This window comes from Desulfomicrobium salsuginis (assembly GCF_054657795.1).
This window is the reverse complement of the sequence record NZ_BAAHYA010000001.1, coordinates 420,642-439,174: the sequence shown is the minus strand read 5'-3', so window position 1 is coordinate 439,174 and position 18,533 is coordinate 420,642. Positions and strand designations below refer to the sequence as shown.

The 18,533-nt window shown below is 65.5% G+C and carries 10 protein-coding genes; 6 read left to right on the top strand and 4 right to left on the bottom strand.

The window, feature by feature from the left end:
• Positions 1-5: 5 nt before the first annotated feature.
• Entirely contained in the window at positions 6-1,955 is a 1,950-nt protein-coding gene (locus tag ACYQ3G_RS01920; RefSeq protein WP_459821869.1) for a PAS domain S-box protein, read from the bottom strand.
• 411 nt (positions 1,956-2,366) lie between these two features.
• Here ACYQ3G_RS01920 and ACYQ3G_RS01915 point away from each other — a divergent pair, with 411 nt between their 5' ends.
• From ACYQ3G_RS01915 to ACYQ3G_RS01895, 5 genes are all read left to right on the top strand, one after another.
• Positions 2,367-5,222 carry a response regulator gene (locus tag ACYQ3G_RS01915; protein WP_459821866.1) on the top strand — a complete coding sequence of 952 codons (2,856 nt, stop codon included), beginning with the start codon at positions 2,367-2,369 and terminating at the stop codon, positions 5,220-5,222.
• Positions 5,216-8,500 carry a PAS domain S-box protein gene (locus tag ACYQ3G_RS01910; RefSeq protein ID WP_459821862.1) on the top strand — a complete coding sequence of 1,095 codons (3,285 nt, stop codon included), beginning with the start codon at positions 5,216-5,218 and terminating at the stop codon, positions 8,498-8,500. The genes ACYQ3G_RS01915 and ACYQ3G_RS01910 overlap by 7 nt, the downstream gene beginning before the upstream one ends.
• Positions 8,497-11,484 (top strand): chemotaxis protein CheB, encoded by a 2,988-nt coding sequence (locus ACYQ3G_RS01905; protein WP_459821860.1) that lies wholly within the window; start codon positions 8,497-8,499, stop codon positions 11,482-11,484. Before ACYQ3G_RS01910 ends, ACYQ3G_RS01905 begins: the two co-directional genes overlap by 4 nt.
• Entirely contained in the window at positions 11,481-13,244 is a 1,764-nt protein-coding gene (locus tag ACYQ3G_RS01900) for an ATP-binding protein (protein WP_459821858.1), read from the top strand. The genes ACYQ3G_RS01905 and ACYQ3G_RS01900 overlap by 4 nt, the downstream gene beginning before the upstream one ends.
• Before the next feature lie 62 nt (positions 13,245-13,306).
• Entirely contained in the window at positions 13,307-13,702 is a 396-nt protein-coding gene (locus ACYQ3G_RS01895) for a response regulator (RefSeq protein WP_028578144.1), read from the top strand.
• A gap of 9 nt (positions 13,703-13,711) precedes the next feature.
• Here the strand turns inward: ACYQ3G_RS01895 and ACYQ3G_RS01890 are convergent, their stop codons facing one another.
• Entirely contained in the window at positions 13,712-14,782 is a 1,071-nt protein-coding gene (locus ACYQ3G_RS01890; protein ID WP_459821855.1) for a protein-glutamate methylesterase/protein-glutamine glutaminase, read from the bottom strand.
• 93 nt (positions 14,783-14,875) lie between these two features.
• Positions 14,876-15,538 carry a CheR family methyltransferase gene (locus tag ACYQ3G_RS01885; protein WP_459821853.1) on the bottom strand — a complete coding sequence of 221 codons (663 nt, stop codon included), beginning with the start codon at positions 15,536-15,538 and terminating at the stop codon, positions 14,876-14,878.
• A gap of 70 nt (positions 15,539-15,608) precedes the next feature.
• Between ACYQ3G_RS01885 and ACYQ3G_RS01880 the strand changes: the two genes are divergently transcribed.
• Positions 15,609-16,169, top strand: a complete 561-nt coding sequence (locus ACYQ3G_RS01880; RefSeq protein WP_459821851.1) for a chemotaxis protein CheD — start codon at positions 15,609-15,611, stop codon at positions 16,167-16,169.
• An 86-nt stretch (positions 16,170-16,255) separates the two neighbouring features.
• On the opposite strand, the gene ACYQ3G_RS01875 is transcribed toward ACYQ3G_RS01880, so the two are convergent.
• Positions 16,256-18,370 (bottom strand): putative bifunctional diguanylate cyclase/phosphodiesterase, encoded by a 2,115-nt coding sequence (locus ACYQ3G_RS01875; protein ID WP_459821849.1) that lies wholly within the window; start codon positions 18,368-18,370, stop codon positions 16,256-16,258.
• Between the last annotated feature and the right edge of the window lie 163 nt (positions 18,371-18,533).

Genomic DNA, 18,533 nt, shown 5'->3' with positions numbered 1-18,533 from the left:
CGGTCTCATCGGATGTCGCCAGGGACGAGCTCGCGGCTCTTCCTGGCCTGGATGTCCTCCAGAAATACGTCCCAGCCCCGTACGCCGCCGCGGTCGCCGCGGGCCACCCTGATGGAGCGGGAGGTCCAGGAGGTGGTGCCGTCCTTGCAGCGGATGCGGCATTCGAAACCCGTGATCTCCTCCCTGATCAGGACCTGCTCCTGCAGGGCGGCCCAGTCCGAAGGCGAGGCGAAGGCCTCGGATTCGGAGTGCACGGAGCGCATCATCTGCCTGGCCGAGGCGTAGCCGTGCAGGCGGGCGTAGCGGGCGTTCATGCGCACGAACCGTCCCGCGGCGTCCACGGTGCACAGTCCGATGGGCGCGGACTCGTACATGTCCTGGAGCTGCGCGTCGCTGTCCGGGGCGATGCGTGACTGCCGCTTGGCGGTGATGTCGCGCACGAAGACGATGACGCCGGTGACCTCGTCGCCGCTCATGTCCCGGATGGGGTAGGCGCTGAATTCGATGGAGCGCACGGACGTCGACGACGTGACCTCCAGCACCTCGAACTCGTTGCGGCCCGTGCGCAGGGACCTGACGGCGGGGCAGCGTGCGCAGCACTCGCCGAGCTGGTGGAAGGCCTGGTGGCACTTCTTGCCCACGGGGTTGAAACCTTCGGCGTACCAGCGGACCATGGTCGGGTTGGCGTAACGCACCGTCATGTCCGGAGCCAGGACGCTGATCCCCTCCTCGATGCTGCCCAAGAGCGTTTCGAGGAAGGCTTCGTTGGCCAGGATCTGTTCCTCGATGGCCTTGCGCTGGCTCATGTCGTGGTGGGTGCCCGTAATGCGCGTGGCCGCGCCCGTGGCGCCCTTCTCCATAAGCTTGCCGCGGGAGTGGATCCACTTGTAGGACCCGTCCTTGCACAGCAGGCGGTACTCGAAATCGTAGAACTCGGTTTCGCCGCGCACGTGCGCCGCCAGCGTGTCCATGGCCGGGCCGCGGTCTTCGGGGTGGAGCATGCGCTCCCACTGGTCGATGGTCAGTTCGAATTCGTTGCCGGCGTACCCGAGCATGGCCATCCACATGGGCGAGTGCTGCACCCGGCCCGTGGGGATGTCGTAGTCCCAGACCGCGCCGCGCGAGCCTTCCAGGGCGAATTTCCAGCGTTCCTCGCTGGCTTCCAGGGCCTGCCTGGCCTGCAGCAGTTCCGTGACTTCGAACTGAAGGTGCACGATCTGGGTCACGGTCCCGTCCGCCGCCAGCACCGGGGCGCTGCGGAGCAGCCAGTGCCGGCCGTCGATGCTGCGGTATGCCCCGTTCTGGATGGCGCGTGTCTTGAGCGCCCGCCAGGCCGTGCAGTAAGGGTTGGCTTCGGAGCCGTCTGGGCCCAGCTGGCCGCAATTGCCCGCGCCGAACTCGTGCATGAGGCTCGACGGGTTGTCCGTGACCGGGGCGTTGGACCAGACGATGCGGAACTGGGTGTCGAGGAGGACCACGGACACGTCCCGCAGGTTCTGGAGGATGGTGCTCTGCACCTTCTGCTGTTCGCGCAGCTGACCTTCGAGAACCTGCCGCTGCCGGATCTCGTCGCGCAGCAGCCTGGTCAGCTCTTCGAGTTCGTTCTTGCGCTGGGCCAGACGCTGGGTGGGCGAGTCGGCGGTCAGTCCGGCCATCACGGACTGAAGGGAGACCAGGGACTCCTGGAAGGCTGCAGGGTTGGAGCGTATCAGGGCGGTGGTGCGCTCCGAGAGCTTCCCGGCCAGGGCCATGAGCACTTCGGGGTCTTCGCCCAGCAGGCGTGCCAGGGCGTGGATGCGCTCCTCGGTCAGGGGGGCGTTCTCGCCGCGTTCGAGCTTGCTGAGGTAGGAATGGTGGATGCCGATGCGCTTGGCCACACTGCGGATGGAATAGCCCGAGTGCTTTGCGGACAGCGCCTCCCTGCGCTCTTTGACGTAACTTCCGAGGGAGCTCATGTGTCTATTATGAAGTAGCCATAATTTCCGGTGCAAGCATTATTTCGTCCGACGCGCCATGTTTGCAAAAAATAATCAGGACGGATGTTGTTTTCAAAAATTCGCATGGTTGAGATGCTGCTGCCGTCATACGCTCTCGCCCGGGCCGAGATCTCCTTGGGCTGAGATTGGTAGCCGGCCTGGGCCGCAGTGGTCATCTGCGGGTCGACAAAAGTTGTGCTCGCGGAGCAAAATTACATTGACCATGGAAAAGTGGCTACCACATAATCGTCATCAGGGGCGCCTGGTGACTGCCGAAGCCGGAACGAGTCCAGGTTGGCCCCCGGACGGGTCTTTTCTGATGGATGGCTTCCCGCTGGCATCCGGAGCATCATGCCAGGGACTGTAACGCAGCAAAGGACGGACGCGACCATGGAAGGACTGTTCAGGAGCAAGGCGTGCCCAGAGGGCGTCCGCACGAGCGCCGGCCCGTCGCAGCCAGGGACCCGCGGCGTTCCCTCTGCGCGTCGGGTCGCGATTGCCCTTTGGCACGTGGCGCAGGGTGTGGCCACGCCGCGGGCCAGGGTGCGGCCGTTCAGGGTCCTGGCGGCGGTCCTGCTGTGCGCGTTTTTTGCAGTCAGTGCCTGGGCCGGGGGGCGTCATGCGCTTCTGATCAGCTCCTACCATCCGGGATTCCCCACGTTCTTCGACCAGGCCGGCGGACTTCGCGAGACCCTGGAGCCTGCCGGGGTGGCCCTGGACGTCGAGTTCATGGACACCAAGCGTTTTTCCGTGAGCGAGGCCTCCGCGCGCTTTCTCGATTCCCTGCGTTTCAAGCTGGCCGCGCTTCCGGCCTACGATGTCGTGGTCACGGCCGACGACGCGGCCCTGCATTTCGTGCTGGACCACGGGCGCGAGCTGTTCCCTGGCCTGGACGTGGTCTTCTTCGGGGTCAACGATCAGGACCTCGCCCACGGCCTGAGCCGTTCCCAAGGGTTCACCGGGATCATCGAATCCGTGTCCATGGGCGAGACCCTGCAGGACATCCGCTCGCTGCGGCCGGGAACCCGGGGGGTGCACGCCGTGGTCGACGGTCAGCCCGGCGGCCGCGGCGACCTGAGGACGTTCCTCTCGCAGCAGGGTCGCATCCGGGACCTCGAACTGCATGTCCTCGACCTGGACACGATGTCCTGGGACGAACTCGGCAGCAGGCTGTCCGCCGTGCCGAAAAGCGACGCGATCCTGCTGCTCTCGGCCTACAGGGACCGGCAGGGGGAGGGTCGCTCCTTCGAGGACGGCCTCGGGTTCATCCTGCGGCATGCCGGGGCGCCCGTGTTCCATCTCTGGGAGCACGGGATCGGCCAGGGCATCGTCGGGGGCAAGGTCATCTCCCACCGGGAACAGGGCCGTCTCGCCGGCGGGCTCGTGCTGCGCATTCTGGGTGGCGAGGCGGCGCGCACCCTTCCGGTCATCGAAGGCGACGACGCCAACAGACAGGTCTTCGATCATGCCGCGCTCACGCGCTTCGGCATCGACGAGGCGCTCCTGCCGGATGGGAGCGACGTCCGGGGCCGGCCCGTGTCCCTCATCTCGCGCTACATGCCGCACATCCTGTTGGCCGGGGCCGTGGTCTGCGTGCTGGTGACCCTGGTCGCGGCCCTCTTGCAGCACGTGTTCCGCCTGCGCAGCGCCAAGGCCAGCCTCATGGACAGCGAGGCGCGCTACAAGGCCCTGTTCAATGCCAACGCGGACGGCATCCTGGTGGCCGAAAGGGCCGGAGGGCGCTTTGTTTTCGCCAACCCGGCGGTGTGCCGGATGTTTGGCTACTCGGAAGGGGAATTCCTCTCCCTGGGCGTGGAGGACATCCACCCGCGCGAGCATCTGGCGGAGGTTTTCGCCAACTTCGATCAGCAGTCCAGGGGACAAAAGGATCTTGCCGAGGGTTTACCGTGCCTGTGCCGGGATGGGGGAGTCTTCACGGCCGACATCAGGAGCTTTCCCCTTGAGGTCGACGGGACGCCGTGTCTGGTCGGCCTGTTCCGCGACGTGACCGAGCGCAGCCAGGTGCTCGAAGTCCTGTGCCAGGCCCGGGACGCGGCCGAGGCGGCCAACCGCAGCAAGTCGGAATTCCTGGCCAACATGAGCCACGAAATCCGCACGCCCCTGAACGGCATCCTCGGCATGCTGCAGCTCCTGGAGGGCCTGGAACAGTCCGTCGAGCAGCGGCAGTACGTGCAGATGGCGGCGAACTCCGCCCGGCGGCTGACCGGGCTTTTGAGCGACATCCTGGACCTTTCGCGCATCGAATCCGGCCGATTGGCCGTCTGCGAGCTGCCTTTCGAAGTGCAGGAGGTGTGCGCCTCCATCAAGGAGCTGTTCTCCCAGGCGGCCGGCAGGAAGGGCGTGCGCCTGGAGGTGGCGGCGGCTGACGGGCTGCCCGGGAGGCTGACGGGGGATGTCCTGCGGTTGCGCCAGATTCTTTTCAACCTGGTCGGGAACGCCGTGAAGTTCACCTCGGACGGGTTCGTGCGCGTGGACATGGAGTCGCTGGGCCAGGACGCGTCCGGGCGGGAGCGGATCCTGTTCTGCGTCGGCGACAGCGGGCCCGGCATGGACGACGCCTTCCTGTCCAAGGCGTTCGAGCCGTTCGTCCAGGCCGAGAAGGAGTATGTCCGTCAGCACCAGGGCGCCGGGCTCGGTCTGGCCATCGTCAAGCGCCTGGTGCACATGTTGGGCGGGACCCTGGCCATCGACAACGCTTCGGGTGGCACGACGGTCTGCTTCACCCTGCCCATGGCGGCCGCGGGAGAGGCCTGTGCGGCGCATGGCGAGGCGGCGCCTCCGGAGTCGGACTCCCTCAGGATCCTGCTGGCCGAGGACGATCAGGTCAGCGTGTTCGCCGCCCGCCGCCTCCTGGAACGGATCGGCCACGCCGTCGTCTGCGTCGAGAACGGGCGGCAGGCCCTGGAGGCCCTGCACGGCGGGGAGTTCGACGTCGTGCTCATGGATGTCCAGATGCCGGTCATGGACGGGCTGCAGGCCGCGCGGCTGATCCGGGCCGACGCCGGCCTTGGGTCCATGGCCAGGGTGCCGATCATCGCCATGACCGCCTACGCCATGAGCGGCGACCGCGACATATGCCTGGCGGCGGGCATGAACGACTACATCTCCAAGCCGGTGGGCGCCCGCGAGCTGAAGCGGGCCCTGGCCTGCGCGGTCCCGTCCGGGTCGGGACGGAACGGGTTAGGGGAGCAACGCACAATTGGCGATGAGGACGCGTCATGCTGAGACAGACAGGCGAAGGACCTTCCGGCGAAGTCCGCTTTCAGGACATTTTTGACCTGGACGAGATCCAGAAGATTCAGGACGGCTTCGCCATGGCCACGGGGGTGGCGTCCCTCGTGACCACACCCGCCGGGACCCCCCTGACCCGGCCGAGCAACTTCACCCGTCTGTGCCGCGACATCATCCGCGCCACCGAGCCGGGGTGCGCCAACTGCATGCGCTCCGACGCCCTGCTCGGGGTCCACAACCCCGGAGGACCCGTCGTGCGGCGCTGCCTGAGCGCCGGCCTGTGGGACGCCGGGGTGAGCGTCACCGTGGATGGCGTGCACGTGGCCAACTGGCTCATCGGCCAGGTCCGCTCCTCGGGCGAGGACGACGCCCGCATGCTCGACTACGCCCTGGTCATCGGCGCCGACCCGGGCGAATACCGCCTGGCCCTGGCGGCTGTCCCGTTCATGACCGAGGAGCGCTTCCGGCAGGTGGCCGACGCCCTCTTCGTCATCGCCAACTCCCTGTCGGAAAAGGCCTACCACAAGGCGCAGCTGATGCGGGAGAAAAGGGAGCGGGAAGCGCGGGAGGCCATGCGCGCCATGCTCATGGACCGCAGCCGCGACGGCATCGTCATCATCGGCCAGGACCACCGCGTCGTCGAGGCCAACCGGCGCTTCGCCGAGATGCTCGGCTACGACATGGACGAGGTGACGGGCCTGTACACCTGGGATTACGAGGCCATCCTCGGGGAAGCCGAGATTCGGGAGATTTTCGGCGACTTCTCCATCATCAAGAATACCTTCGAGACCAGGCACCGCCGCAAGGACGGGACGGTGTTCGACGTGGAGGTCAGCGTGGCCGGAGCGGCGGTCGGCGACAGCTCCTGCGTCATCGGGATCTACCGTGACATTTCCGAGCGCAAGGAAGCCGAACGGCAGGTCCGGCAGAGCGAGGAGCATTTTCGCGCCCTCTTCGAACTGAGCCAGGACGGGTATGTCCTGGCCGACCCGCAGGGGCGCTTCCTGGACGCCAACAGCGCCTACTGCCGGATGACTGGCTACTCCCTGCCCGAGTTGCGTCAGCTCGGGGATTTCTACGCCATCACGCCGGAGAAATGGCGGCACTGGCAGCGGACCGAAATCTGGCCCAGGCTCCGGAAGACCGGCGACACCGGGGTGTACAGCAAGGAATACATCCACAAGGACGGCCACATCTTCCCCGTGGAACTGCGGGACTTCGCGGTCTTCGACGAGGAGGGGGACGTCCGGTACGCCTGGGGCATCGTGCGCGACATCTCCGAACGCATGCGCACCGAGGCGCGCATCAGCACCCTGATGCAGATGGTCGAGCAGAGCCCGGTCTGCATCGTCATGACGGACCCGCAGGGGCGCATCGAGTACGTCAACCCGAAGTTCACGCAGATCTCCGGCTACACCTTCGCCGAGGTCAGGGGCCAGAACCCGCGGATTCTCGGCTCCGGCCGGAAGTCCAGGGAGGAGTACGGCGAACTCTGGGCGACCATCTCCTCCGGGCGGCAGTGGCGCGGGGAGTTCCACAACCGCCACAAGGACGGCAGCCTGTACTGGGAGTCCGCCCTCATCGCGCCCATTTTCGACCCCGACGGGAAGATCACCCATTACGTGGCTATCAAGGAGGACGTGACGAAGCGGCGCCAGGCCGAGGAGGAACTGCGCAAGCGAGAGGTCAACTTCAACCGGGTCGTGGACATCCTCCCCCAGTTGGTCTCCTACGTGGACCGCGGTCTGTGCTATCGTTTCGTCAACAAGGCCTACGCCGGCCTCTTCCCGGCTGGCGACATCGTCGGCAGGAACGTGCCCGAGGTCATCGGGCCGGATGCTTTCGAGAAGTCCCGGGAATTCATCGAGCAGGCATTCCAGGGCAAGACGGTCCATTACTCGTACATGCTGCCGTACCCCGGCGTTGGCGAACGGTTCATCGACGCCTATCTCGTCCCTGATTACTCGGGCGAGGGGGAGGTGGAGGGCTACTACGCCATCCTGAACGACCTGACCCATCTGAAGAAGGTCGAGGACTCCCTGCGCCGCGCCAAGGACGAGGCCGAGGCGGCCAACAAGCTCAAGTCCGAGTTCCTGGCCAACATGAGCCACGAGATCCGCACCCCCCTGAACGGCGTGCTGGGCATGCTGCAGCTGCTCATGTCCACGCGGCTCGACGCGGAGCAGCAGGACTGCCTGCAGACCGCCATGAAGTCGTCCGGGCGGCTGACCCGGCTCCTGAGCGACATCCTCGACATTTCCAAGATCGAGGCCGACAGGCTGGTCTTCAGGGAGCGTTGCTTCGACATGGTCGAGATCGAGCAGGCCTTGGCCGACCTGTTCTGCCAGACCATCAGGGAGAACCGCGTGGCCTACGCCTTCCGTCGCGACCCCGGCCTTCCGGGGGCGCTGCTCGGAGACGACGCCAGGCTTTTGCAGGTGCTCTTCAATTTGGTGGGCAATTCCCTGAAATTCACGGACAAGGGGAGCGTCGAGGTCGAGGTTTCGTCCCTGCCGCGCACGGCCGGTGCGGCCGTCAGGCTCCTGTTCACGGTCAGGGATACGGGGCCGGGCATGTCGGCGGAGACGCTCAAGGACATTTTCGAGCCGTTCATCCAGAGCGACGGATCGTACACGCGCCGCCATCAGGGAGTGGGGCTGGGGCTGTCCATCGTGCGCAAGCTGGTCGGCCGCATGGGGGGGACCTTGTGCGTGGATTCAGAGCCCGATCAAGGGACGGCCATCCACGTCTCCCTGCCCTTCGGGCTGCCCACTGTGTGTCCGATCGAGGAGGTCGTGGCTTCCGGGTCCGGCAGGCGTGAGCTGCGGGTGCTGCTGGTGGAGGACGACGAGGTCAACCTCCTGTGCGGCCAGCGTCTCCTGAACAGGTCCGGGCACGCCGTGACCACGGCCCGCAACGGACAGGAGGCTCTGGAGGTTCTGCGTGCGCGCCGGGATTTCGACGTGGTGCTCATGGACATCCAGATGCCCGTCCTGGACGGGATTCAGGCCGTCAGGGCCATCCGCCGCGCCGCGCCGTTCGAGGCCGTCGCGGACATCCCCATCATCGCCTTGACAGCCCATGCCATGGCCGGAGACAGGGAGAAGTTCATGGCCGCGGGGATGGACGGTTATCTGAGCAAGCCCTTCGACATCCGCAAGGTCGAGGAGAAGATGGCGCGCATCCTGAAGGAAAAGGGCGGCCTGGCCGGGCAGGGTTGTCCCGCGCGGGACGTTGGCGAATCATCGGCACTGGAGGTAGCGAAGACATGAAGGCGAAGGGAAAGGACATGGCGGAAGACGCCGAAGCGGCGGCCCTGGCCGGTGCGCCGGAGAACGGGCCGCAGCTGTATGTGGGCATCGGCGCTTCAGCTGGCGGGCTCGAGGCCATCGAGGCCTTCTTCACGCACATGCCGGCTGGCAGCGGTCTGGCCTTCATCGTCGTTCAGCACCTTTCGCCCGACTACAAGAGCCTTATGGTTGAACTGCTGTCCAAGAAAACGCCCATGCCCGTGCACAGGGCCGAGGACGGCATGCCGGTCCTGCCGAACAACATCTACCTCATCCCGCCCAAAAAGAACCTGACCATCTTTCACGGCCGGCTCCTGCTGAGCGATCAGGACCACGTCCGCGGCGTCAACCTGCCCATCGACGTCTTCCTGCGCTCCCTGGCCGAGGACCAGGCCGAAAAGGCCGTGGCCATCATCCTCTCCGGCACGGGTAGCGACGGCATGCGCGGCGTGCGCTCGGTCAAGGAATGCGGCGGCATCGTCATGGTCCAGGACGAGGAGAGCGCCAAGTTCGACGGGATGCCGCGTTCGGCCATCTCCACGGGCCTGGCCGACTTCGTCCTGGCCCCGGAGAAGATGCCTGCCCAGCTCCTGGCCTTCGCCAAGCACCCCTACAGCACCAAGGCGACGCGCTCCGGGACGATCCTCTCGGACGAGGACGGGCTGACCCGCATCTTCGCCCTGTTGCGGGAGAAGTGCAAAATCGACTTCACCTACTACAAGCCGAACACGGTCACCCGCCGAATCGAACGGCGCATGACCATCACCCAGACCGACACCATCAGGGACTACCTCGCCCACATGCTCGACTACCCCGCCGAGGTGAGCGCCCTCTACCGAGAACTGCTCATCGGCGTGACCTGCTTCTTCCGGGACCAGGAGGCCTTCGACTTCGTGGGCGAGACAATCCTGCCGGAGATATTCCGCAACGCCCCCAAACGCGAGGTGCGCTTCTGGGTATCGTCGTGCTCCACGGGCGAGGAGGCCTACTCCCTGGCCATCCTGACGCGGGAGTGCCAGGAGCGGTACGGCTTCCGTCACGACGTGAAGATTTTCGCCACGGACATCGACCGCGACGCCATCCACTTCGCCGCCAGCGGCTCTTACCCCGAGAGCATCGCCGCGGACATTTCCCCCCGCTTTCTGGCCAAGTACTTCCACAAGCGCGGTGACAACTTCCAGGTCGCGCGCTCCATCCGCGAGATGGTCGTCTTCGCCCAGCACAACCTCATCAAGGACCCCCCCTTCACCAACATCGACCTGCTGTCCTGCCGCAACATCCTCATCTACCTGCAGCCAGTACTGCAGCGCAAGGTCATGGAGTTTTTCAATTTCTCGCTCATTCCCGGGGGGATCATGTTCCTGGGCAGCAGCGAGACTACCGGCGACATGAGCGACTATTTCGACGCCGTGGAGTCCAGGTTCAAGATCTACCGCTCGCGCGGGCGCGTCCGTTCCGTCGGCGGCGACATCGTCCTGCCGTCGGTCACGGACACCAGGGCGCGCGACATGAAGGGGCAGTTCGGCGCGGCGCGGCGCGCCCTGAAGCATGCCGAGGATGAGCGGCTTCTGGAGCGTTTTCTCGACGCGGCCTCCGATCACCTGCCCCTTTCGCTGCTGGTCAACGAACAGATGGAGGTTCTGCAGATCATCGGTGACTCCGAGGGGTTTCTCCGGCTGCCCTCGGGCAGGATGGTCAACGACATCTCCAAGATGGCCGCCAAGGAGATCGCCATTCCCCTCGGCACGGGCATACAGAAGGCTTTCCGCGAGAATGCGGAGGTCCGCTTCTCGGGCATCCGCATCCCGCGGGCCGGGGGGAACGAGACGGTCAGCCTGCACATCAGGCCCCTGCCGGGCAGGAAGCGTCAGGACCCGTTGGTGGCCGTGTTCATCGAAACGGTCAAGGCCACGTCGAACGAAGCTGGGCCGGACGTCTGCGCCTTCGACCTGTCCAGGGAGACCGAGGACCGCCTGCGGGACATGGAGCAGGAGCTGCAGTTCGCCCGCGAGAATCTGCAGGCGACCATCGAGGAACTGGAAACCTCCAACGAGGAGCTGCAGGCGACCAACGAGGAACTGCTGGCCAGCAACGAGGAGCTGCAGTCCACCAACGAGGAGCTGCAGTCCACCAACGAGGAACTCTTCACCGTCAACGCCGAGTACCAGAGCAAGATCATCGAGCTGACCGAACTGCACAACGACGTGGACAACCTGCTCTCTGCGACCCAGATCGGGCACATCCTGCTGGACGAGAACCTGGAGGTGCGCCGGTTTTCCCACAAGGCGGCGGACGTGTTCGGGCTTCTGGAAAGCGACGTGGGGCGCCCCATCACCCACATCCCCCATGCCATCACGGACGCGGACCCGATCCAGACCGTCCGGGACGTGCAGCGCACCAGCAGACCCGCGGAGACCGAAGTGCGGCTGCAGAGCGGGGCGTGGGCGCTGATGCGCGTGGTCCCCTACGCCATCGGCCACGGGAACTTTTCCGGCATCGTCATATCGTTGGTGGACATCTCCTCCGTCAAACGGGTCGAAGAGGAGCTGCGCCGCTCCCAGCAGCTTTTCTCCACCGTGGCCAACCTGTCGCCCGAGATGGTCTGGATGTCCGGGCTGGACAAGAAGTGCAACTGGTTCAACCAGACCTGGCTCCGGTTCACGGGGCGGACCCTGGAGCAGGAGCGCGGGGACGGCTGGCTGCAGGGCGTGCACCCGGAGGACATGGAGGCCTGCCTGCGCGACTATTCCGACGCCTTCGACATGCGTGTGCCCTTTTCCATACGCTACCGGCTGCGCAGGCACGACGGGGAGTATCGCCTCATCGTCGACGAGGGGCGTCCGCGACTCGACGATCAGGGCGGCTTTGCCGGCTATGTGGGCTTCTGCCGGGAGGCCGTGGACGGGGACCTCTCGCGGACCGGCGGCCCACGGGTCGGAAAGCGCGGGCGGGGAGGGGCGGCATGAAAAAGTCCGACGGTCGATACGACAGCCTCAGGAAGAGGGCTGAAGCCGTCCTCGAGTCCTCGGGCGCCGTCGTCGAGGACCTCACGGCCCTGGACATGAGGACGCTGATTCACGACCTCTCGGTCCACCAGATCGAGCTCGAGATGCAGAACGACGAGCTCATGGCTGCCCAGTCCGCCCTGCATCGGGCTCGCGACGAGTACCAGGGCCTTTACAACAACGCACCGGTCGGGTTCCTGACCCTGGACGGCAAGGGGATGATCCTGCGGCACAACCAGACAGCCGCAGCCATGTTCGGCAGCCCCGAGCAGACCTTCCTGGGGGTCCCCCTGGCGTCGCTCATGGCCGCCGCGGAGCGCGACATTTTCCTGGCGCGGTTCAGGGCCTTTTTCAGTTCGCCGGAGGGGAAGAACGTCGACGTGCGGTTCGTCCGCACCGACGGGTCCGGTTTCTGGGCCAGGATAACGGGCCGCCGGGACGTGGCCGGCGAAGGCCCCGGCAGTCCGGAGGTGCGCCTGCTGATCAGCGTGTTGGACATCAGCGCCGAGAGGCTGGCCCTGGAGGAACTCCGCCAGGCCCGGGATGTTGCCGAGGCGGCCAGCAGGGCCAAGAGCCAGTTCCTGTCCAGCGTGAGTCACGAGATCCGCACGCCCATGAACGGCATCCTTGGCATGGCCCAGCTTCTGGATATGACCGGGCTACAGGGCGACCAGCGGACGTACGTCGATCTGATCAATGTTTCGGGCAAGAACCTGGTTACGCTCATCAACTCCGTGCTCGACCTCGCCAAGATAGAGTCGGGGCGGCTTGAGCTCGACCATTCCGAATTTCCCCTGAAGCGCTGCCTTGCGGACACGGTGGGCTACCTGCGGCCCCTCGCGGTGCTCAAAGGCCTCGAGATGCGCATGGATATGGCGCCGGACCTCCCTGAGTTCGTCACGGGCGACGAGATGCGTCTGGTCCAGGTCGTCACCAACCTCGTCTCCAACGCCGTAAAATTCACGGAGCGCGGGAGCGTCCGCATCCTGGCGGAGGTCGGGAGGGTCGACGGGCGGGGTGGGCTGCTGACGGTGTCCGTGTCCGACACCGGCATCGGCATCGACCCGGCCGACCACCCGCGCATCTTCGAGCCCTTCGTCCAGACCGCAGGAGGGCTGTCCAGAGGGCCGGGCACGGGGCTCGGCCTGAGCATCTGCCGCCGTCTGGTGGACGCCATGGGCGGTGCCATCGATCTGGAGAGCGCCCCCGGCCAGGGCAGCGTCTTCCGCGTGCGGCTGCCTTTCTCCATCCCCGGGTCGGACGGAGCCGCCCCGGGGCCAGCAATCCGGGAGGCGGACGGCCTGTCGCCCCTGCGCGTGCTCGTCGTCGAGGACAACGAGGCCAACCGGTTCTACCTGCTGCGGGCCCTGGAAAAGATGGGCCATGCCGTGGCACTGGCGGAAGACGGGCGGCAGGCCTTGGAGGTCTGGCGCCGCGGCGGGGTGGACTGCGTCGTCATGGACATCCGGCTGCCCGTGCTCCGGGGCGACGAGGTGGCCACCATCATGAGGGCCGAGGAGTCCGGGACGGGGCGGCGCACCCCCATCCTGGCCCTTTCGGCCTTCGCCCTGGCCGAGGAGAAGGCCGGCTACATGGAGGCCGGCTTCGACGCATACCTGACCAAGCCGGTCCTTTTCGAGACCCTTCGCGACGCCATCGCCAGGGTGGTGAGGCGCGGCGAGGAAGGTCCGGGGCCCGGCGGGGGGAGTGAGCGTGGATAGCCCACCCGTGCGGGCTTGCCCGCACGGAGACGTGAACAGGATATCAACATGAAGAGGATGCAATGCGAATTCTGATTGTCGAGGACGATTTCGTCGGCCGCAAGATCATGCACAAGCTGCTTATGGAGTACGGGGAATGCGACATCGCCGTGGACGGGGCCGAGGCGGTCAAGGCCTTCGACCTGGCCTGGGAGGCGGGGAACCCCTATGACGTCCTGTTCCTGGACATCATGATGCCCAACATGAGCGGCCACGAGGCCCTGAATATCATCAGGAGCAAGGAGAAGGAGCGGGGCGTGCCGCTGTCCAGGGAGGTCAAGGTGATCATGACCAGCGCCCTGGACGACGTGAAGAACGTGACCCAGTCCTTTTTCCAGGGCGGGGCGTCGGCCTATCTGGTCAAGCCCATCGAGCGTCGCAAGATCATCGACGAGCTGCGCAAGCTCGAGCTGATCTGAGCCGGGGCGTCAGTCCCGGCAGAGCTGGAGCACCGTCGGCGCGATAAGGTTCAGGGGCACGACCTTGTCCACGCCGCCCAGCTTGATGGCCTCGCCGGGCATGCCGAAGACCACGCAGGACGCCTCGTCCTGGGCTACGGTCACGGCCCCGGCCTCGTGCATTTCGAGCATGGCCTTGGCCCCGTCGTCGCCCATACCGGTCATGATCACGCCCACGGCGTTCTTGCCGGCGTAGCGGGCGGCCGAGCGGAAGAGCACGTCCACGGATGGGCGGTGGCGCGAGACCAGGGGGCCGTCCTTGATCTGGACGTAGTACCGGGCCCCGCTGCGCTTCAGCAGCATGTGCAGGTTGCCCGGCGCGATGAGGGCCTGGCCGCGCAGCACCGTGTCGTTGTCCGCGGCCTCCTTGACCGTGATGTCGCACAGGGTGTTGAGCCGCTGGGCAAAGGCGGCCGTGAACTTCTCGGGCATGTGCTGCACGATGACGATGCCCGGACAGTCCACGGGCATGGCCTGCAGCAGGGTCAAGAGGGCCTCCGTGCCACCGGTGGACGCCCCGACCACCAGGACCTTCTCGGTGGTCTGAACCATGGCCTTGGACGCGGGCTTGGGCAGCATCGCGTCGGCCGTGAGCTTCTGGCTGACCTTCAGGGTGCGGGGCACGTACTTCTGCAACTTGGCCTTGGCCGCGGCCTTGACCTCGTCGCACAGCATGATCCTCGACTCCTCCATGAACTGCTTGGTGCCGACTTTGGGCTTCTGGATGACGGACACGGCGCCGTATTCCAGGGCCTTCATGGTCGTTTCGGCATTCTTCTCCGTCAGCGTCGAGCAGATGATGGTCGGGATGGGGTGCTGGCTCATGATCTTCTTCAGGAAGGTGATGCCGTCCATGCGCGGCATCTCCACGTCCAGGGACAGCACGTCCGGAACCTGCTCGCGCATGATCTCGGCGGCGGCGAAGGGGTCGCCGGCGGCGCCGATGACCTCGATCTCCGGATCCGAGGAATAGATGGAAGTCAGAGTCTGACGGACCAGGGCCGAGTCGTCGACGATCAGTATGCGGATTTTCGTGCTCATGTTCGTGCGCTCCGGAAACGGGTGGGATGGCCTGATTCTGGGCACTATATATGCAGAATCATGGCGAGTAAATCGTCAAGGGGCGCGAAGGGCTCAGACGGCCTGGTACAGGGCGTGGCCCAGGTGCCGCAATCCGGGCGCGCGGGACATGCGCGCCCCGAGCACCAGAATGCCGCCCGGGGCCAGGTATCCGCGCAGCCTCTGCGCCAGGGCGGTGGCCAGGGCGGGGTGGAAATGGTGCAGGACCTGGCGGCAGACGATGACATCCATGGGTTCGCGCAGGGAAAAGGACTCGAAGATGTCCTGGCAGCGGAAGCTGACGCGGTTGCGCACGCCGGGACGCAACCGGACCAGATCGTCGGGGGCGGTGCGGCTGCGAAGGAAGTAGCGTTTGGTCAGGGCCACCGGCAGGGCGCTGACCGTGGATGCGGGGTAGACCCCCCGCACGGCCTGGCCCAGGTTGGCGGGCAGGAAGTCCGTGCCCAGGATGGAGAACTCAAGGCCGGGCAGCCTGGCCGCTTCCTCCAGCAGGGCGATGCACAGGCTGTAGGCGTCGATGCCGCGGTCGCAGCCGGCCACGAGGAAGGACGTCAGCGGTTCCCCGTGGCGGTGGTGGTCGGCCACGATTTCGCCCAGGAAATCGAACTGCCGGGTGTCGTGCAGAAACCCGTGGTCTTTGGCCAGGGCGTCGACCAGATAGGGAAGCTCCAGGCGCAGGCCCGGACAGAAGGTGTTTTCAGCTGATGACTTCTGCATTGAGAAAAGTTATTGTTTGCAAACTGGAACGGCGTTTCCTCAACCTACACCCCAGGACTTCGTGACGGCAATGCACAAGACCGCTAAAAAAAAGATGTCCCTGCCCCCCAAGGACCTGGAGGGCGTCGAGGACTGCCGGGACATGCCTCACGAGTACCTCCTTGTGGGGCAGGGCGGGGTCTACAAGACTCCGACGGTGGTGCAGACGGTACTCGGCTCGTGCGTATCCGTGACCATGTACTGCGCCCGGTACCGGTGGGGAGGGATTTTTCACGCCCTGCTGCCGCGCATCGGTGACTTCTCCAAAACCTCGGCGCCTGACGAGCGCTTCCGCTACGTGGACTCGTCCATCAAGGAACTGCTGCGGGAATTCGCCAAGGCGGGCATCTATCCGGACAGCCTGGAGTGCAAGGTGTTCGGCGGGGCCTCGCCCCTGCACCAGAACTGCGACGCTTCGGCCGGGAAGCGCAACGTGGAGGCGGCCATGGAGGCCCTCGCCCGCGAGGGGGTGGCTGTCTGCGCCTCCAGCGTGGGCGGCAACGTGGGCCGCAAGCTGTTCTTCCGCACCGACACGGGCCTGGTCTTGCAGAAACGCTTCCAGGTCAAGACATGCAAGGAGTGCGGGCGCTGAAGCCCGCACATCGCCGTTTTCCCCTCCCCATCCATTCCCATTCGCCAGCCCATGCCATTGCAGGGCAGCAGGGAGTCCGGCGTTTTTCAGCGCGCGAAATACGCGGCGATGAAACCCTCGACCTGGTCGAGGAAGATGGGCCGCGAGAAATGGAACCCCTGGGCGAATTCGCAACCCATCTCCTTGAGGACCTGGTACTGGCGCTCGCTCTCGATGCCTTCGGCCACCACCGACAGGCCCAGGCTGTGGGCCAGGTTGACGATGGTGCGCACGATGACGCGGTTGGCGTGCTGCTCCAGCTGGGTCACGAAGCTGCGGTCGATCTTCAGGGTGTCGATGGGAAAGCGCTGCAGGTAGCTCATGGACGAGTAGCCCGTCCCGAAATCATCGACCAGGATCGCCACGCCCAGCTCCTTCATGAGTCTGAGCTTCTGGACCGTGATGTCGGGGTTGGTCATGACGTCGCTCTCGGTGATTTCGAGCTTCAGCAGCGACGGGGAGATGCCGTTGGATTGGATGCAGTCGAAGATGTTCTGCACCAGGTCCGGGCTTGAGAACTGGCGGGCCGAAAGGTTGACGGAAATGCTCAGGCCGCTGTCCGGAAAGGTGGTCGCCCACGAGGCCAGGACACTGCAGGACTGTTCCAGGACCCACTGTCCGATGGGCAGGATGAGGCCGGTCTGTTCGGCGATGGGGATGAACTCCGCCGGCGAGACCCAGTCCCGGTCCGCGGGCTTCCAGCGCAGCAGGGCCTCGAAGCCGGTCAGGACCGGCTCCTCGCCGATGGCGAAGATGGGCTGCAGGGCCAGATGCAGTTCGTTGTCGCGGATGGCGTTGCGCAGCCTGCTTTCCGTGTCCATCTTGCGCAGGGCCTTGTCCTGCATTTCATGGGCGTAGAAGCGCAGCTGGTCCGGTCCCTGTTCCTGGGCGTGGCGCAGGGCTATGTTGGCGCCCTGCAGGTAGTTTTCGGGCGTTTCGTAATCGCTCGGGCCGAAAAGGGCGCCGAGGCAGGCGCTCAGGTGCAGGGCGTGCCCCTCGATGATCAGGGGGCGGTTCAGGGCGGCCTTGATCTTCTTGATGGCGGTCACGGCGCTTTTCTTGGACGGCAGTTCTTCGAGCAGGACCACGAATTCGTCGTCGCCGAGCCGGGCCACGGTGTCGATGGACGATACCTCGTCCTGCAGGATGCGGCCGATGGTCTTCAGGAGCGTGTCGCCGACAAAATGCCCGAGGCTGTCGTTGATGTCCTTGAAGCGGTCGACATCAACCTGCACGACGGCGAAAAGATAGTCCTCGCGCACCCTGGCGCGGTCCATGGCCTGCTTGATGCGGTCCAGGCACAGGGCGCGGTTGGGCAGGTTGGTCAGGGCGTCGTGGAAGGTGCGGTGCTGCAGCCGCTTTTCGGCGTCCTTGCGGGCCGTGGTGTCCTCGAAGATGGCGGCCACCTGACGTTCCTGGGGGCTGAAGGCCACGATGGAGAAATGCCGGCCCAGAAAGGCGGCGAAGCCGTCGAAGCGGATGGACTGGCGGCTTATGGCGGTCTTGCCCAGGACGTCTATCCAGAAGGGCTCGACCCTGTCGGAAAGCTCGCGCAGGCTGCGGCCGACGATGTCCTGGGCAGGCAACTCGAAGAAATTGGCGAAGGCCGGATTGACGTCGAGCAGCACGAGATCCACGGGCCGCCCCGCGTCGTTCAGGATCACCTCGTGCAGGGCGAAGCCGTTGAGCATGGAGTTGAAGAGCAGCCGGTACTGCTGCTCGCTCTTCTGCAGGGCCTGGGTGGCGGCGTGCTTGTAGAGGGCGATCTCGATGGCCACATGCAGGTCGCGCGGCTTGGCGGGCTTGATGATGTAGCCGAAGGTCTCGGTGATCTTCGCGCGGCCCAGGGTCTCCTCGTCGTCATGGCCCGTGAGGAAGATGATGGGGATCTGACTCTTTTCGAGGATCTTCTGGGCGGCCTCGATGCCGTCCATGCGGCCGTCGAGGAAGATGTCCATGAGGATGAGGGCCGGCTCCTGCCGGGCTACGGTCTCGACGGCCTCCTCGCCGGAAGCGACGATGCCCTGGACCGCGTACCCGAGCTGCTGCAGGCGCTGCTGCATGTCGAAGGCGACGATGACGTTGTCCTCGACGAGCAGGATGGAAGGTTTGTTCCGCCGCGTTTCCGGAGAGGAGGGCGAATCAGCGAACATACTCTGCATGATGGTCCGGAAATCCTTGGGAAAATGTTCAGTGTCACTGAAACGTATGCCTCTTTCCGCAGGCCCAGACAAGCATTTTCTGGAAACCAAGGACCAGAGCGTCTGTAGCGGGGAAAATCCGCATCAGGGGGAGACGGTTACGAGTTGCTGAGAGGCCTCAATG

Coding starts and splice junctions, on each gene's coding strand:
- ACYQ3G_RS01920 (WP_459821869.1), bottom strand. CDS start 1,955: ATGAGCTCCCTCGGAAGTTACGTCAAAGAGCGCAGGGAGGCGCTGTCC.
- ACYQ3G_RS01915 (WP_459821866.1), top strand. CDS start 2,367: ATGGAAGGACTGTTCAGGAGCAAGGCGTGCCCAGAGGGCGTCCGCACG.
- ACYQ3G_RS01910 (WP_459821862.1), top strand. CDS start 5,216: ATGCTGAGACAGACAGGCGAAGGACCTTCCGGCGAAGTCCGCTTTCAG.
- ACYQ3G_RS01905 (WP_459821860.1), top strand. CDS start 8,497: ATGAAGGCGAAGGGAAAGGACATGGCGGAAGACGCCGAAGCGGCGGCC.
- ACYQ3G_RS01900 (WP_459821858.1), top strand. CDS start 11,481: ATGAAAAAGTCCGACGGTCGATACGACAGCCTCAGGAAGAGGGCTGAA.
- ACYQ3G_RS01895 (WP_028578144.1), top strand. CDS start 13,307: ATGCGAATTCTGATTGTCGAGGACGATTTCGTCGGCCGCAAGATCATG.
- ACYQ3G_RS01890 (WP_459821855.1), bottom strand. CDS start 14,782: ATGAGCACGAAAATCCGCATACTGATCGTCGACGACTCGGCCCTGGTC.
- ACYQ3G_RS01885 (WP_459821853.1), bottom strand. CDS start 15,538: ATGCAGAAGTCATCAGCTGAAAACACCTTCTGTCCGGGCCTGCGCCTG.
- ACYQ3G_RS01880 (WP_459821851.1), top strand. CDS start 15,609: ATGCACAAGACCGCTAAAAAAAAGATGTCCCTGCCCCCCAAGGACCTG.
- ACYQ3G_RS01875 (WP_459821849.1), bottom strand. CDS start 18,370: ATGCAGAGTATGTTCGCTGATTCGCCCTCCTCTCCGGAAACGCGGCGG.